Annotated in this window: 18 protein-coding genes and 2 rRNA genes (1 of these 20 only partly in view); 1 reads left to right on the top strand and 19 read right to left on the bottom strand. The window is 36.5% G+C overall.

The features are described from left to right. Positions 1–9 precede the first annotated feature (9 nt). The 8 genes from ispE to metG all read right to left on the bottom strand — a co-directional run bounded on the left by ispE (position 10) and on the right by metG (position 7,391). Positions 10–879 (bottom strand): 4-(cytidine 5'-diphospho)-2-C-methyl-D-erythritol kinase, encoded by an 870-nt coding sequence (gene ispE / locus MHH42_RS00260; RefSeq protein ID WP_000772089.1) that lies wholly within the window; start codon positions 877–879, stop codon positions 10–12. A gap of 197 nt (positions 880–1,076) precedes the next feature. Beyond that, on the bottom strand, positions 1,077–1,256 hold the full coding sequence (sspF, locus tag MHH42_RS00255; RefSeq protein ID WP_001985066.1) for an acid-soluble spore protein SspF: 180 nt from the start codon (positions 1,254–1,256) through the stop codon (positions 1,077–1,079). Between the two features lie 91 nt (positions 1,257–1,347). Then, positions 1,348–1,608, bottom strand: a complete 261-nt coding sequence (veg, locus tag MHH42_RS00250) for a biofilm formation stimulator Veg (protein WP_000044348.1) — start codon at positions 1,606–1,608, stop codon at positions 1,348–1,350. Positions 1,609–1,846: 238 nt separating this feature from the next. Then, positions 1,847–2,710 carry a sporulation peptidase YabG gene (gene yabG / locus MHH42_RS00245; protein WP_001173740.1) on the bottom strand — a complete coding sequence of 288 codons (864 nt, stop codon included), beginning with the start codon at positions 2,708–2,710 and terminating at the stop codon, positions 1,847–1,849. A 110-nt stretch (positions 2,711–2,820) separates the two neighbouring features. Next, a complete protein-coding gene (gene rsmA / locus MHH42_RS00240) occupies positions 2,821–3,699 on the bottom strand; it encodes a 16S rRNA (adenine(1518)-N(6)/adenine(1519)-N(6))-dimethyltransferase RsmA (RefSeq protein ID WP_000651557.1) in 879 nt (292 codons plus the stop codon). Continuing rightward, positions 3,696–4,253, bottom strand: coding sequence for a ribonuclease M5 (gene rnmV / locus MHH42_RS00235; protein ID WP_000692838.1), 558 nt, complete (start codon positions 4,251–4,253; stop codon positions 3,696–3,698). Before rnmV ends, rsmA begins: the two co-directional genes overlap by 4 nt. A 219-nt stretch (positions 4,254–4,472) precedes the next feature. Further along, positions 4,473–5,240, bottom strand: a complete 768-nt coding sequence (locus MHH42_RS00230) for a TatD family hydrolase (RefSeq protein WP_340892662.1) — start codon at positions 5,238–5,240, stop codon at positions 4,473–4,475. 168 nt (positions 5,241–5,408) lie between these two features. Next, entirely contained in the window at positions 5,409–7,391 is a 1,983-nt protein-coding gene (gene metG, locus MHH42_RS00225; RefSeq protein WP_445286049.1) for a methionine--tRNA ligase, read from the bottom strand. Positions 7,392–7,898: 507 nt separating this feature from the next. Between metG and MHH42_RS00220 the strand changes: the two genes are divergently transcribed. Next, entirely contained in the window at positions 7,899–8,183 is a 285-nt protein-coding gene (locus MHH42_RS00220) for an AbrB/MazE/SpoVT family DNA-binding domain-containing protein (RefSeq protein ID WP_000843036.1), read from the top strand. Positions 8,184–8,203: 20 nt separating this feature from the next. Here MHH42_RS00220 and rsmI read toward each other — a convergent pair whose 3' ends face one another. From rsmI to MHH42_RS00165, 11 genes are all read right to left on the bottom strand, one after another. Next, a complete protein-coding gene (gene rsmI / locus MHH42_RS00215; protein ID WP_000267799.1) occupies positions 8,204–9,079 on the bottom strand; it encodes a 16S rRNA (cytidine(1402)-2'-O)-methyltransferase in 876 nt (291 codons plus the stop codon). Beyond that, positions 9,048–9,338, bottom strand: coding sequence for a GIY-YIG nuclease family protein (locus tag MHH42_RS00210; protein WP_000414346.1), 291 nt, complete (start codon positions 9,336–9,338; stop codon positions 9,048–9,050). The genes rsmI and MHH42_RS00210 overlap by 32 nt, the downstream gene beginning before the upstream one ends. Beyond that, positions 9,325–10,065 (bottom strand): tRNA1(Val) (adenine(37)-N6)-methyltransferase, encoded by a 741-nt coding sequence (locus tag MHH42_RS00205; RefSeq protein WP_001055365.1) that lies wholly within the window; start codon positions 10,063–10,065, stop codon positions 9,325–9,327. The genes MHH42_RS00210 and MHH42_RS00205 overlap by 14 nt, the downstream gene beginning before the upstream one ends. A 121-nt stretch (positions 10,066–10,186) precedes the next feature. Next, complete coding sequence (yabA, locus tag MHH42_RS00200) at positions 10,187–10,537, bottom strand: DNA replication initiation control protein YabA (protein WP_000412058.1); 351 nt, start codon at positions 10,535–10,537, stop codon at positions 10,187–10,189. A gap of 14 nt (positions 10,538–10,551) precedes the next feature. After that, positions 10,552–11,379: a PSP1 domain-containing protein gene (locus tag MHH42_RS00195; RefSeq protein WP_000272428.1), complete on the bottom strand. Its 828-nt coding sequence runs from the start codon at positions 11,377–11,379 to the stop codon at positions 10,552–10,554. A gap of 5 nt (positions 11,380–11,384) precedes the next feature. After that, entirely contained in the window at positions 11,385–12,368 is a 984-nt protein-coding gene (gene holB / locus MHH42_RS00190; protein ID WP_000754512.1) for a DNA polymerase III subunit delta', read from the bottom strand. A gap of 35 nt (positions 12,369–12,403) precedes the next feature. Beyond that, entirely contained in the window at positions 12,404–13,030 is a 627-nt protein-coding gene (gene tmk, locus MHH42_RS00185; RefSeq protein WP_000677211.1) for a dTMP kinase, read from the bottom strand. A gap of 1 nt (position 13,031) precedes the next feature. Beyond that, positions 13,032–14,453, bottom strand: coding sequence for an aminotransferase class I/II-fold pyridoxal phosphate-dependent enzyme (locus tag MHH42_RS00180; protein WP_001072284.1), 1,422 nt, complete (start codon positions 14,451–14,453; stop codon positions 13,032–13,034). A 78-nt stretch (positions 14,454–14,531) separates the two neighbouring features. Next, positions 14,532–14,711 carry a sigma factor G inhibitor Gin gene (locus MHH42_RS00175; RefSeq protein WP_000776275.1) on the bottom strand — a complete coding sequence of 60 codons (180 nt, stop codon included), beginning with the start codon at positions 14,709–14,711 and terminating at the stop codon, positions 14,532–14,534. Positions 14,712–14,901: 190 nt separating this feature from the next. After that, positions 14,902–15,017: ribosomal RNA gene (rrf, locus tag MHH42_RS00170) — 5S ribosomal RNA — on the bottom strand. Positions 15,018–15,066: 49 nt separating this feature from the next. Then, a 23S ribosomal RNA gene (locus tag MHH42_RS00165) occupies positions 15,067–16,129 on the bottom strand (it continues 1,859 nt past the right edge of the window).

The raw sequence follows: 16,129 nt of genomic DNA, 5'->3' as shown, positions 1-16,129 counted from the left end.
TATACGTCTTTATTCAAGCGTTTCTCGCTCTCCTAATAAACGTACCGCATATACTTGTTCACAAAATCCTTTTAATCCGTTATAAATGCGATGCATTCGCGAATCATGGTGTACAAGTCCGAATACAGTTGGACCACTTCCACTCATTAATACAGCATCTGCTCCAAATCGTTTCATCTGTGCTTTAATACGAGCAACTTCGGGATGCATCTTAAATGTTACATCTTCTAAGACGTTACCAACAGTATCACAAATCCCTTTGTAATCCCCAGCATTGATGACATCAACCATTTTATCTACATTTGGATGTGTAACTCGATTTAGTTTTAAATTTCCATACACGTCAGCAGTAGATACACCAATATGTGGCTTCGCTAAAATAACCCAACAAGAAGGTGGCGTTTTTATATGCTCAATTCGCTCTCCTCTTCCAGTGGCAATTGCTGTCCCTCCATATACACAGAACGATACATCTGATCCAATTTCTGAGCCAAGCTCTGCTAATTCGTCAATTGTAAGCCCTAAATTCCATAATTTATTAAGACCACGTAATGTCGCTGCTGCATCACTACTTCCACCTGCTAATCCAGCTGCTACTGGAATCGTTTTTTCAATAGTAATAGATACACCTTTTTTCACATTAAACTTCTCTTTTAATAATTTCGCTGCTTGATAAGCTAAATTTCGTTGGTCGTCTGGGACATACCGATTATGGGATAAAATTTCAATACGGTCTTCTGCTAATTCCATTAGTTCTAAACGATCCGCTAAATCAATTGTTGTCATAATCATTTTCACTTCATGATATCCGTCTTGTCTTTTTCCCAGTACATCTAACGACAGATTAATCTTTGCTGGTGCTTTCACTAGTAGCTTCAATCTATTCACCCACTCTATGTACTCAATCTTTTATCGTTTATTTTACCATAAATTTATAGTAAGACGATGACACTTCCCTAATTATAACGAAAAGCATTCAGAATGAAACTACTTATGTAAAATGATGGCACCTTTCAGAGTACAAAAAGCCGAGGAATCTCTCCTCGGCTACCGTAGCATAGAAAGTAATCTTACAACTACTGGTTTTGTTTCATTAATTGCTGTTCTGCAATTTCTATAGCGCGTTTCACCATATTACCAGCATCTTTCGCACGAATTCCGCCCCATCCTTCTTTCTGAACAACATCATAAAAGCCCAGCTCTTTTGCTAGCTCTTCTTTAAACTGGTTTGACATGACACCTCTTCGTCTACTCAATGCAGAGTCCCCCCTTATTTTGCTACGGTATAATTAGTATGCAAAATAATATAACTTTTCATTTGTGGGAATATATGTAACGACACATGAGTTATAAAATAATTTCATTATGGGGTTCACCATAAAATGTTAACTCTACCGTCTCTGTTAAAACATCTGCATAACTATAAGATACACGTTGCAATGCATCTTCTTGTTGGTCTAACTGTACAACAAACACAGAACGATAAGTTTCTGCAAGTACACCTGATTGCTCCACTGTTTTTCTTCTTCCGCTATTCGCCTTTAACATAAGTCGCTGTCCAAGATGGTGATCTAATTCGCTTTTAATTTCATCTAAACGTTTTGACATATACCTTGCTACACCTCGCTGTAATTTAGATTGAACACTTAAAACACGATATATCTATCCCAATTATTAACCGCAATTCACAGACTATATCATTATAAAAGCATCATGCGTTCGAATAGATAGAAGAAATACTATATTGTAAAAGTATCATTGTATAGTCTTTACGCTCTTACCACTTTTTATCCAAATTCATTTCATTCTCTTACGCATAAAAAAGCAAGATACGTATGTACCTTGCTTATTCTTCATAATGTTGGAAGGGTAATCCTGTTCGTAAAATCCCTCTCGTTTCAATTCCACCCAGTCCTTTTTCACCAGTAATCGTATTACGTACAACATCCCATACATTTACTCTCTCCATAAATGAAGTGAAGCTAATTTTACCAACCACATACACAGGGTCTAGTGCATGAATGTTAATCCTAGACGGAGAACTAGCAAAGTTAGCACCCGCTCGAATTAACGCCTCGAAATGCGATTGACACGCCCCAGCAAAAATAACGAGTTGATCCAATGATGGATATTTTTTTCGTACTTCTCGGACAGCCTGTACAAAATGCCTTGAATGCCTATATGCTGCTAAATCTCCCTTTACCCCTTTGGATTTTGTATAGGCATCGTGTCCTGTAATAACTAAAATGTCTGGGCGGAAATGATCTATTAAGTCTACTACCTTTTCGTGCATCTCTGTTTCCTTACAATGAACACCTTGTACAGGAACACCAATTTTATTATATAGGTCTAAACACTTGCGCAAATACAAAGGGTCCCCATCTATATGCAATACGCGTCCTGGCATTTGAAAGTAATTCACTTCACTTGTGTATCCACCAGTTGAAGTGTGTTCATGCCTTTGTTTCATCAATACATAATCTTGTTGAAATAAACGGTACGTGCGCTCCATTGTTTCTTTTTCACGCTTCACTCTTTTTTTATGTTCTCGTTGATCTATACTAATTAAATCTTCAAGCGGCGCATCTGCCACAAGTCTAATTTCCTCCCCAAACAATATAGCTATCTCGCCTTTTATTTCTATAATACGAAAAAGGATATCCCTATTATGAGAATATCGTTCCACTAATTCTCCAACATGTAAAGCCATTCTCCTACCTCCAAACTCGTTAGGCCATCTTACCTGTTTTTAAAGTATGAATTTAGAAAAGGAAAGGTGACAAAAGGGACAGCTCAAATTGAACTGTCCCTTTCATATCCTTATGATAACTTATGAAGAACTAATGCGTTACTTAATGTTGCAAACTCTTCGATAGATAGCGTTTCGCCTCTTCGCTTTGGATCAATTCCTACTTCTGTTAAAATTCGATCCAACAGCTCTTTATCTTTCGGGAAACCATTTAAATTATTCGATAAATTATTCATTAAAGTTTTACGGCGCTGTGCGAAACTTGCTCTTACTACTTCAAAGAAGAAAGTCTCATTTGTCACTTCTACAACTGGTTTCGGACGCTTTAGAAGACGGATAATCGCAGAATCAACATTTGGTTGTGGTACAAACACTGTACGCGGTACAGTCATAACTGTTTCTACCTCTGTATAATACTGAATAGCAATTGATAAAGAACCATATTCTTTCGTTCCAGGTTTAGCAGCTAAACGATCTCCAACTTCTTTTTGCATCATAACAACAAATCCACGAACCGGTAATTTTTCTTCAAGCAATTTAAATAAAATTGGCGTTGTAATATAGTATGGTAAATTAGCTACTACCATTACATCTTGTCCTTCTTCAAATTGCTCACTAAACACTTCGTGTACATCTGCCTTTAGTACATCTTTATTTATAACTGTAACGTTACTATATGGAGCTAACGTCTCGTCTAAAATTGGTAATAATCTTTGATCAATTTCAAAAGCCACCACTTTTTTAGCACGCTTCGCTAACTGCTCTGTTAACGCACCGATACCTGGTCCAATCTCAATTGCACCACTTTCTGAACCGATTTCTGCGTGATCAACAATACGATTTAATACATTTGTATCAATTAAGAAATTTTGTCCTAAACTTTTTTTGAATGAGAATCCATACTTTTCAACAATGTCTTTCGTACGATTCGGCGTTGCGATATCTTTCATTTCTTTTCCTCCTGTATTACTTGTTTATAAGCTTCTGCAAACGTCTCTTTTGAAACTTGAAACATCTGTAAACGTTTATGTAACTGTTTTGCATTTGTATAACCAATCTTTAATAGCTTACCCATTCTTTCTCTGCGACTCTTTGCCATTTCTCCGCCCACTAAGCCTGCATCGACTAGATCACTCCAACTAATTTCACTTGTGTAAGCTTCCATTTCTTCATGTATATTCTCTAAAGCACGGCGAATCGATTCATTAGAAGCGTGTTCAATTCCAACACCTTTTTTTCTTTTAGCAAGCGCTTCTTCCTTCGGTAAGAAAGCATGCTTACATCCAGGTACCTTGTCAGAAATAATTTTTCGAATACGCTCTCCTGGATAATCCGGATCTGTAAAAATAATAACGCCTCGTTTTTGCTGCGCTAATTTAACTTGCTCAATAACATGATCACCGATTGCTGAACCGTTCGTTTCAATTGTATCCGCATCAACAGCACGCTTAATTGCAACTGTATCATCTTTACCTTCTACAACGATAATCTCTTTAATTTTCATGCTTGCCTCCACACTCATTTCGTCTCTACTTAGTAAAACAAAAAAATGACGACTTTTCCATTATTATTTTCCCCATTCTTACATTTTAAAAAATAGACTGGTACAAACTTTGTTCTCTCTCCTTATTGTAACACTTCCTAATTTCCCCTTATCTTCTCTTTCGCTTCTACTATTTCTTTTCTCAAAAAATAAAAAAGAATGGGTTCTCCCATTCCTTTTTTATTCAACACCAAATAAAGCCTTTGCATTTTTTGTTGTAACTTCTGCTACTTCCTCATAAGAAATCCCTTTTAAATTCGCAATTTCTTCTGCTACAAGCTTTACATAACTCGGTTCATTTCGCTTCCCTCGAAATGGATGTGGTGTTAAATATGGACAATCCGTCTCTATTAACAATTTCTCTAAGGGAATCTCTACTGCAACTTCTTTCGGTTTCTTAGCATTTTTAAATGTAACCGGTCCACCTAATGAAATTAAAAAGTTCATATCAACACATCGCTGTGCTACTTCGACACTACCACTAAAGCAATGCATAATACCTCCTACTTCAGCCGCATTCTCTTCCTCTAGAATATCAACAATATCTTGAGTTGCATCACGGTTATGTATAATGATTGGTAATTTCACTTTTTTAGCTAATGCAATTTGTTTACGGAATACTTCCTTCTGTATTTCTTTAGGAGACTTATCCCAGTGATAATCTAGTCCCATTTCTCCAATTGCAACGACTTTAGGATGTGAAGCTAATTCTTCTAACCAAGTTAAATGTTCTTCTTTCATGTCGATAGCATCTACAGGATGCCATCCAACTGCAGCGTAAATAAAATCATAAGCCTCAGCTAATTCAATCGCTTTTTTTATCGTTACTTCATCAAATCCAACAACAACTGTATATGTAACTCCAGCTTCTTTCATTCGTGCAATAACTTCTTGTAAATCTTCTTCAAACTGCTCTGCATTTAAATGTGAATGTGTATCAAACAACATAATAAATAACTCCTTTTATATTGAAATCAATTCTATCATAGAGAAAAACGATTTTCTTTCTAACTCAACGATAACAATACTACAATTTTAATGCAAAAAAAGGAGATTTAAAAAGAAAAAAGACGCTTCACACATGTTACACGTGAAACATCTCTTTTCTTGCCTTAATTACTTGATTTTTGTACCATTCGGAAGATTTTGGTCGATTGTTGCTAATGACAATACTCCATTCTCTTCACCCGCTAAAATCATACCTTGTGATAATTCACCGCGTAATTTTACAGGTTTTAAGTTTGTTACACAAATAACTTTTTTACCTTGTAAGTCTTCCGGAGAATAGAATTTTGCGATACCTGAAACAACCTGGCGCTTTTCTGTACCTAAATCAAGCTGGATTTTTAACAGCTTATCTGCTTTTTTTACAGGTTCAGCCGATATTACTTCAGCTACTCGTAATTCTACTTTAAAGAAATCATCAATTGTAATTTCTTCTGTCTGCGGTTCTTCTTCTTTTTTCTCTTCTACTTTAGGCGCAGAGCTCTTCATTTGTTCTTTAATATACTCTACTTCTACTTCCATTTCCAAACGAGGGAAAATTGGGTTTCCTTTTTCTACTTTTGTTCCACCTGGAATACATCCAATTGTAGATAGGCTTTCCCAAGATTTATGTGCTTCTTCAGTAAGACCAAGTTGAGCAAACATCTTGCTTGGTGCTACTGTTAAGAATGGCATAAGCATAATACCTGTTTGACGAAGTACTTCTGCTAAATGAGCCATTACAGAAGCTAACTTTTCACGATCATTTTCATCCTTCGCTAATACCCACGGTTGTGTTTCATCAATATATTTATTCGTACGGCTAACCAATTGCCAAATTGAGCTTAGCGCTACAGAGAATTCCATATTTTCCATTGCGTCTTCTACTTTTTGCAATGTATCTTTTGCAAACGTTACTAACGTTTCATCGAATTCCGTTACATTTGCTTTAAATGCAGGTATTTCTCCGTTAAAGTACTTATCAATCATAGCTACTGTACGATTTAATAAGTTACCTAAGTCATTTGCTAAATCGAAGTTGATACGTTCAACAAATCCTTCTGGTGTGAATACACCATCAGATCCGAACGGAACTTCTCGAAGTAAGTAATAACGTAATGCATCTAATCCGTAACGATCAATTAATGTAACTGGATCTACTACGTTTCCTTTTGACTTACTCATTTTTCCATCCTTCATTAAAATCCAGCCATGAGCAAAGACCTTTTTCGGAAGAGGTAAATCTACTGCCATTAAAATGATTGGCCAATAAATTGTATGGAAACGAACAATTTCTTTTCCGACTAAATGCACATCTGCCGGCCAGAATTTCTTATACATCTCTTCATTTTCTGTTCCATAACCTAATGCTGTAATGTAGTTAGATAATGCATCAACCCATACGTAAATAACATGTTTTGGGTTGCCTGGAACACGAACTCCCCAATCAAATGAAGTACGAGAAACTGCTAAATCTTCTAATCCTGGTTTAATGAAGTTATTAATCATTTCATTTTTACGAGACTCTGGCTGAATAAAATGTGGATTATCTTCATAGAACTTTAATAGTCTGTCGACATATTTACCCATTCTAAAGAAATATGATTCTTCACGAACAAGTTCTACATCATGACCACTATCTGGACTTTTTCCTCCAACTACTTTGTCACCTTCCATAATTGGATCTACTAATTGATGCGCTGTATAGAATGTTTCATCTTGTACAGAATACCAACCTTCATATTCATCAAGATAAATATCACCTTGGTCTACTAGTTGCTTGAAGATCTTTTCGACAACATCTTTGTGACGATCTTCAGTTGTGCGAATAAAATCATCATAAGAGATATCCATTTTCTCCCAAAGCTCTTTAATTCCTGCAACAATATTATCCACGTATGCTTGTGGTGTCACATTTAACTCTTCTGCTTTCTTTTGGATCTTCTGCCCATGCTCATCAGTTCCTGTTAGATAATGAACATTGTAGCCTTGCATACGCTTATATCGTGCCATTGCATCTCCTGCTACTGTCGTATAAGCATGTCCAATGTGTAACTTTCCACTTGGATAATAAATTGGGGTAGTAATATAAAAGGACTTATTTTCCTTTGTCATTGTTTTGGACCTCCCGAATAACCTCATATGTATTTATAAATAGTATATCAAAAACTCATATATAAAGTGAAACTTTAATCCGTAGGGGTGTTTATCCCCCACAAATTATTAACTCTCACTAATCAAGCTTTTACGAGCAGCCCGACTCCAACTTAACTTCTTTGCTCCAACCGCATTTTAAAGCGGGAATCTTATTGCTCGTTAACGCGGGATAAACACCAGTTAATGCTACATATCTTTATCATCTATTACTCATATTCAAACAAAATATACAACCCTACTTTTAAATAAATATATTTTTCAGAAAATAATTGCAAAAATTACTCCCATTCTATTATATATAAGAAGTAAGAAATCTATAAATCTTTTTAAAAAATATAGAATTTAAGAATTGACGGAAATGTAAATGATTGGTATCATATGTCCATAGGGTATTTTGTCGAAAAATGACGAATCAAAAAAATAGACTCGAAACTTATAAACTATTTATTTAGGAGGAAAAGAATTATGAAATCTACTGGTATTGTTCGTAAAGTTGATGAATTAGGTCGTGTTGTAATTCCAATCGAATTACGCCGTACTTTAGGTATTGCAGAAAAGGATGCACTTGAAATCTATGTTGATGACGAAAAAATCATCTTAAAAAAATATAAACCAAACATGACTTGCCAAGTAACTGGTGAAGTATCTGATGGTAACCTATCTTTAGCTGAAGGTAAAATTATCTTAAGCAAAGAAGGCGCTGAGCAAATCTTAAACGAACTTCAAGATTATATCGAAACAGCAAAATAAGCTTCTCAATTATGAGAAGCTTATTTTTTATCGACATGATAGATTTGATATACATCGCGTTTCGACAAATCCCGATCTTTAGCGACTGTTTTTATCGCCTCTTTTGAATTCATGCCTTTTTCATTTATATAATGTTCAATATGATCATATACTGAAATAGATTCCCACCATTGTTCTTCTGGAGCAGGTTCTTCCGTTGAACCAGCTACTAAAATGCAAAACTCACCACGAACTTCATTTTGCTTCGTCCATTCAATTGTTTCTTCGATTGTTCCTCGAATAAATTCCTCAAACTTTTTCGTTAACTCTCGACATAATACAATTTCTCTATTGCCTAACACTTCTTGCATCGAGATTAAAGTGTCATCTAGACGATGAGGTGCTTCATAAAACATCATTGTAGTTTGCACATAGCGAAGTTTTTCTAATTCCATTTTTCTTTCCTTTTTATTTCTTTGTAAAAATCCATAGAAATAAAACTGCTTTGTTTCAAGACCGGATGCAATTAACGCTGTAAGGGCTGCATTTGCCCCAGGAAGCGGAACCACATGATATTGCTCAGCTACGGCCTCGACAACAATATCGTAGCCTGGATCGGAAATACACGGCATACCAGCATCACTAACAAGTGCTATATTCTTCCCTTCCTCTAGCTTCTCTAATATTTTCTTTCCACTTACTTCTTTATTATGCTCATGGTAACTCATGACAGGTGTTTCAATTTCGAAATAATTACAAAGTTTTTTTGTTTGTCTTGTATCTTCCGCTGCAATAACATCTACCTCTTTTAAAATCCGAATTGCACGAAATGTCATATCTTCTAAATTTCCAATTGGAGTAGGTACTAGATATAACATCCCCTTTTCATTTTGTTGAAAGCTTTTTTGCTGCCACATAGCGTTCTCCTTTTTGCATATATTCTTCTTTTTGTTTTCTCGTTAACTGCTTAAAATGATATTCAGCCTGCATAGCTGTTCGTTTATCCTCATGATTCTCTACATACCTTAAAACAACTGGAAGTCTAGCACGTGTATATCTAGCACCTTTTCCACTATTATGAGTCTGAATCCGTTTTTCTATATGATTTGTATATCCAGCATAATAACTTCCATCAGAACATTCCACCACATAAAAACAATGCTTATTCTTCTCCATATAAAATTGAACGAATCTCCTTTGTATATTCGTTATTTTCTTCGTATACAAAAAGAGGTGGTAGGATTTTCAAATCTGCGTTCCCATCCTTAATTCCTTCAATTAACAATGTATTTGCTTCTTTACCTGCCTTAGGATAAACAAATCGCACACGCTTTGGTTCAATTTTGTATTTACGCATTAATGTAACAATGTCGAGTAAACGACCTGGGCGATGTACAAACGCTACTTTCCCACCTTGTTTTACTAGCTGACTACTTGCAGATACAACATCTTCTAACGTACACATAATTTCATGACGAGCTATTGCTAAATGTTCATTCATATTTTTCTCAGACGTTTGAGGTGTTTGAAAATAAGGAGGGTTACATGTAACAACATCATATTGATGGCGCCCAAGTTTCTCTGGCATATCTTTCAAATCTCCATGTATGAGTTGAATTCTTTCTTCTAACTTATTGTATTGAACACTTCTTATTCCCATATCATATAAACGTTCTTGAATTTCCACACCTGTAATATTCCCTTTTGTTCTCGTGCTTAATAGAAGGGGCACAACCGCATTACCTGTGCACAAATCAAGTAAATTTCCTTTTTGAATTGGCACCCAAGCAAAATCTGCAAGTAAAACGGCATCTAAAGAGAAATTAAACACCGATGGACTTTGTATAATCTTCATATCTTGCGCTAATAAATAATCTAAACGTTCATCTTCGTATAAATTCATATATTACTCCTTTTCTTACACTTAACCTACCCTATTTCATCTTCTACTAATATACAAATACATTTTGTTCTATTCTCATGTATAAAAAATTACCTTTCCAATTATAATTGGAAAGGTAATTTCACTTTTTATTTAAAAATGACAGACAGAATAAACAATCTCCCTCTTTACGTACACTTCCATAATGTAGATTGCAAATATGGAAACCTTCTTGATATAGTCTTGCTAAATTGTCATAGCCTTCACCAATATCCGTCTTCGGCTTCACTTCTTTACGTTTTTGAGCTTTTTGTTTTTCTTTATTCTGCACTTCTTCAAAACGGTGTCGCAAATTTTCATTTTCCATTTTTATATGTTGATTTTCTTCCAACAACTCTGCAAGATGTTGTTTTAATTCACCCAACTGTTTATATAAATGTCCAATTTGCTCTTCCATACTAGAAACCGATGCAAAAATATCTTTTTTCTCCACAAGCACCCACCTCATTAATCTGTGGTTTGACTCGAAACGACCCCTTTATTCACTAACTCATCTAACGTATATTCTACTATCCGTTCCTTGTCTACTAGCTCCACTTGAATTAATCTTTCTAAAATATTTAATCCGATAACACGGCCAGTACCATGTGGTGTTTGTATACGTTGATCTAAATCAGGAAGTTGTTCCTTTGCTGCCTCATATTCATCATTCTCATATTTTAAGCAACACATTAAGCGACCACATAAACCAGAAATTTTTGCAGGATTTAATGATAAATTTTGATCCTTTGCCATTTTAATGGATACAGGTTCAAAATCTCCTAAAAAAGTAGAACAACAAAGCATACGACCACATGGACCAATACCACCAAGCATCTTCGCTTCATCACGAACACCAATTTGTCTTAGTTCAATTCTCGTCCTAAAAATTGCCGCTAAGTCTTTCACTAGTTCGCGGAAATCAATCCGACCATCTGCAGTAAAGTAGAAAATAATCTTATTACGATCGAACGTATACTCTACATCTACAAGTTTCATATCTAGATTATGCTCTACTACCTTTTGTTGACAAACTTGATATGCCTCTTTCGCAGCATGTTTGTTCTCGTCAACAATGGTACGATCATTTTCATTTGCGATACGAATAACCTTTTTTAACGGTAACACAACATCGTTTTCATCAACTTGCTTTTTGGTAATAACTACTTTTCCGTATTCAATACCTCTTACCGTTTCTACAATTACAAACTCATTCTCAGAGATATCGAACTGATTCGGATCAAAGTAATATACCTTGCCGGCCTTCTTAAAGCGAACACCTACTACATCATACAAAACGGTCATCCCTCCTGCAACCGCAACACTAACTGTTCGAACACAAGCTGCGCATTTACATTAGCGTTGATTCTATTTTTTGCCTCTAATATATTAAAGAGAGCTGATACAATGCGCTTCTGAGCATAGGAAAAAGATTCAAACATCTCTTTCTGCTCATGAAAAACAAGACGATCTTCTTCTCCAAGTTGAACATATAATAAATCCTTATAAATAAGGAGCAACATATCTAAACCTTGCTGTAACTGTTCTTTCTCTCCAAAGTGTTTTCCCCATTTTTCTTGTACAAAAAAAATAGAGGCTTTATCTTTTTCGAGCGCTTCACATAATTTTATCACTAAAGTTCGTGCTTGTGCAAACCATTCATCATTACATAAAGCTAAAGCTTCATCAAAACTATTCGTAAGCTGTGCAGCTAGAGTTGATAAAGAGGATGTAATGCCTTCATCCTGTAATCTTCTACTTAAAGACTCCGTAGGTAACGGTCTAAATGTAACAACTTGACAGCGAGATAAAATCGTATTTAAAATTTGATGACTTTGTTCAGTAAGTAAAATAGCTGTTGTATCACTACTCGGTTCCTCTAGAAATTTCAATAGTGTATTTGCCGCATTTGCTGTCATACGATCTGCATGCTCGATAATATAAACTTTTTTATTTGCCTCTAATCCTGTTTTTGAAAATTCTTCCTGTAAATCATGAATTTGTTGCTTTTTAATAGATAATCCATCTGGTTTTACAATATGTAGGTTAGGGTGGTTACCTGAGTCAATTCGTTTACAATTTGTACATACATGACATGGTTCTACCTCATTCCTTTGAGAGCAGAGGAAACTCTTTGCCATTTGAATCGCTGTTGCAAACTTCCCTGTTCCTTTCCCTCCTTCTAACAAGTAAGCGTGGGATATACGCTCTTTTGCAATGCTATTCATCAACATTTTTACACCGATGGGCTGTATAGCAGAAAGCTGCTCCCACGTCTTCTTCATAATGCATACCTCACTTATTTCATTCTTTCCTTCTATTATAACAATTTATCTTCTATAATCTGAACAACTTCTTCTATAAGTTTTTCCATTGGTTGATCAGCATTTACTAATACAATACGATCAGAAAAACGTTCTACAACTTCTAAATACCCTTCACGTACACGTTTATGGAAAGAGATATCTTCCATATCTAATCGATTCACTTCGCGCCCCGCATCTTTTTCAATGCGAGCTAAACCAATCTCTGGTTCAATGTCTAAGTAAATCGTTACACTAGGCATACAGTCTTCTGTTGCGAAGCGATTTATTTCAAATACTTTATCCATTCCTAAGCCTCTTGCATATCCTTGATACGCTAAAGAGCTATCTATAAAACGATCACATAATACAAGATAGTTCTCATTAAGCGCTGGCATAACTTTTTCTACTAAATGTTGTCTACGTGCAGCAGCATAAAGAAGCGCCTCTGTACGTGCTTCCATCATCGTATATTCTTGTTTATGTAGAATTGTTCTAATATCTTCAGAAATTGCTATACCACCTGGTTCTCTCGTCGCCATTACCTTTTGTTCTTTTTGCTCAAAGTATGGTAATAATTTTTTAATTAACGTTGTTTTACCCGAACCTTCTGGCCCCTCAATTGTTACAAATAATCCCTTCATCCTAAAACCTACTTTCTATATCATACACTTTCATATCTTTCGTGCTACCTTGAAAACGAGCTCCTGTTTTCTCTAAATACATAATTTGTTCTTTATGTTCTGAAGTAATTCTCTCTCCATACATAATCAATGGAATTCCAGGCGGATATGGAATTATCATTTCCGCCGCTATCATCCCTACCGCTTCTTCTATAGGTACTACTTTTGTTTTGTATCCTTCTAATTGTTTATATGTATACGGTAAAGGAGAGGATTCTCTTTTATAAGTATAACGAATAGATTCGTTCTTGTCTTTCACCTCATAATGTTCCAACGCAACTCGAATTATCTCTATAGCCCTCATGTACTCCTCTTTTGCTTGTAGAGGTAAAATAAGTAGGACATTATATGGATCTGCCATTTCTGTATATATTCCGGCCCTTTCAAATACAGACTGTAATTCATATCCTGATAACTGACAACGAGTTTGTACAGTAATCTTTAAATCATCTTGCAACGGATATTGTAAAACAGCTATTTGCGAAATGGAACACAATCCTTTTTTAAATCTCCATAAAAACTCGACAATTTCATCATGACCTTTTTCCTTTATACTTGCTAGTGTAAAGCGCGCTATATCAAGTGAAGCCATAATTGGATATGACGGACTACTAGATTGTAGCATACTCAAATAAGCAGAAACTCTTTCTTCATTCACTAAATGACTATTTATATGTAAATAAGATCCCATTGTCATCGCAGGTAATGTTTTATGTGCAGAATGAACCACAATATCTGCACCATATGCTAATGCTGACTTTGGAAATGGTTCCCCTAAGCAAAAGTGTGCTCCATGAGCTTCGTCTACTAAAACAGGGATTTTATGTGCATGTGCATAAGCAATACTTGCTTCTAAATCTATCCCCATACCATAATAATTAGGATGCGTTAAAATGAGGGCTTTAGCATTAGGATATCTTTTAATTGCCCCTTTAATAACTTCATCACCAATTCCTACTGGTACGTTATATGCCTCATCAATCCATGGGTCTAGAAAAATTGGATTCGCACCCGCTAGTTTTAATCCATTAATGATTGATTTATGACAATTTCTTTGTACAAGGACAATATCACGCTCACCGCAGCAAGATAAAATCATTGCTAGATTTCCGACCGTTGAACCATTAATTAAAAAATAACTTTTTTCCGCACCATATACATCAGCTAATAATTTTTGTGCTTCATCTATACATTCAAACGGACTATGTAAATCGTCTAACCCTGTTAGTTCGGTTACATCAATGGATAGTATATCTTTAAACTCCCCAATGGCTTCCTGAGGGAAGTTTACACCATTCTTATGACCTGGAACATGAAAGGACAGTGGTTCTCTTTCTTTAAACTCTATTAACGCCTCATATAAAGGCATACGCTTTTGATTCATATCTATCTCTTCCTTATTATTCATTCTGTATCTATTATACAGATATTAAGGCAAAAAAAATAATAGGCAGATGCCTATTTATAAATATGATACTTCTAACTTCCGAAGCTGTTTTAAATAATGTATATATTTTGGATCATCTGTCTCAGTACTCACCATATCTTTTTCACATTCATGACATATCAAATTATTATAAACATATATACCTTCTTCTCTTTTTGTCTCACAAACAATGCAAATTTCACTTTGTAATTTCATAACCTTCCCTCCCTGTATTTAAATAAACATATTTGATACCTCTATTCCTTAACAATTTACAGAAAAATATACATCCATCTCTTATATAATATGATTTACTCTTGGGCAACGTGTTTGTATTACCATTACTTCTTTTATGCACTGTTTAACAATACAAAAAAACACAAGTCAAAAGACTTGTGTTTTAGTTGCTTGGCGACGTCCTACTCTCACAGGGACAAGGTCCCAACTACCATCGGCGCTAGAGAGCTTAACTTCCGTGTTCGGTATGGGAACGGGTGTGACCTCTCTGCCATCATCACCAAACTATGAAGGCATATTCCTTCAAAACTAGATAACATTTGCTACATATTATATGGTTAAGTCCTCGATCTATTAGTATTCGTCAGCTCCACATGTCACCATGCTTCCACCTCGAACCTATCAACCTGATCATCTTTCAGGGATCTTACTAGCTTACGCTATGGGAAATCTCATCTTGAGGGGGGCTTCATGCTTAGATGCTTTCAGCACTTATCCCTTCCGCACATAGCTACCCAGCTATGCCCTTGGCAGAACAACTGGTACACCAGCGGTGCGTCCATCCCGGTCCTCTCGTACTAAGGACAGCTCCTCTCAAATTTCCTACGCCCACGACGGATAGGGACCGAACTGTCTCACGACGTTCTGAACCCAGCTCGCGTACCGCTTTAATGGGCGAACAGCCCAACCCTTGGGACCGACTACAGCCCCAGGATGCGATGAGCCGACATCGAGGTGCCAAACCTCCCCGTCGATGTGGACTCTTGGGGGAGATAAGCCTGTTATCCCCGGGGTAGCTTTTATCCGTTGAGCGATGGCCCTTCCATGCGGAACCACCGGATCACTAAGCCCGACTTTCGTCCCTGCTCGACTTGTAGGTCTCGCAGTCAAGCTCCCTTATGCCTTTGCACTCTACGAATGATTTCCAACCATTCTGAGGGAACCTTTGGGCGCCTCCGTTACACTTTAGGAGGCGACCGCCCCAGTCAAACTGCCCACCTGACACTGTCTCCCGGGTCGATAAGACCCGTAGGTTAGAATTTCAATACAGTCAGGGCGGTATCCCACCAGCGCCTCCACCGAAGCTAGCGCTCCGGTTTCAATGGCTCCCGCCTATCCTGTACAAACTGTACCAAAATTCAATATCAGGCTACAGTAAAGCTCCACGGGGTCTTTCCGTCCTGTCGCGGGTAACCTGCATCTTCACAGGTACTATAATTTCACCGAGTCTCTGGTTGAGACAGTGCCCAAATCGTTACACCTTTCGTGCGGGTCGGAACTTACCCGACAAGGAATTTCGCTACCTTAGGACCGTTATAGTTACGGCCGCCGTTTACTGGGGCTTCAGTTCAGAGCTTCGCTTACGCTAACCCCTCTCCTTAACCTTCCAGCACCGG

The sequence above is a fragment of the Bacillus sp. FSL L8-0099 genome, assembly GCF_038006385.1.
GTDB lineage: Bacteria > Bacillota > Bacilli > Bacillales > Bacillaceae_G > Bacillus_A > Bacillus_A toyonensis.
The sequence above is the reverse complement of the archived record's forward strand: the minus strand, read 5'-3'. Positions and strand labels throughout refer to the sequence as shown.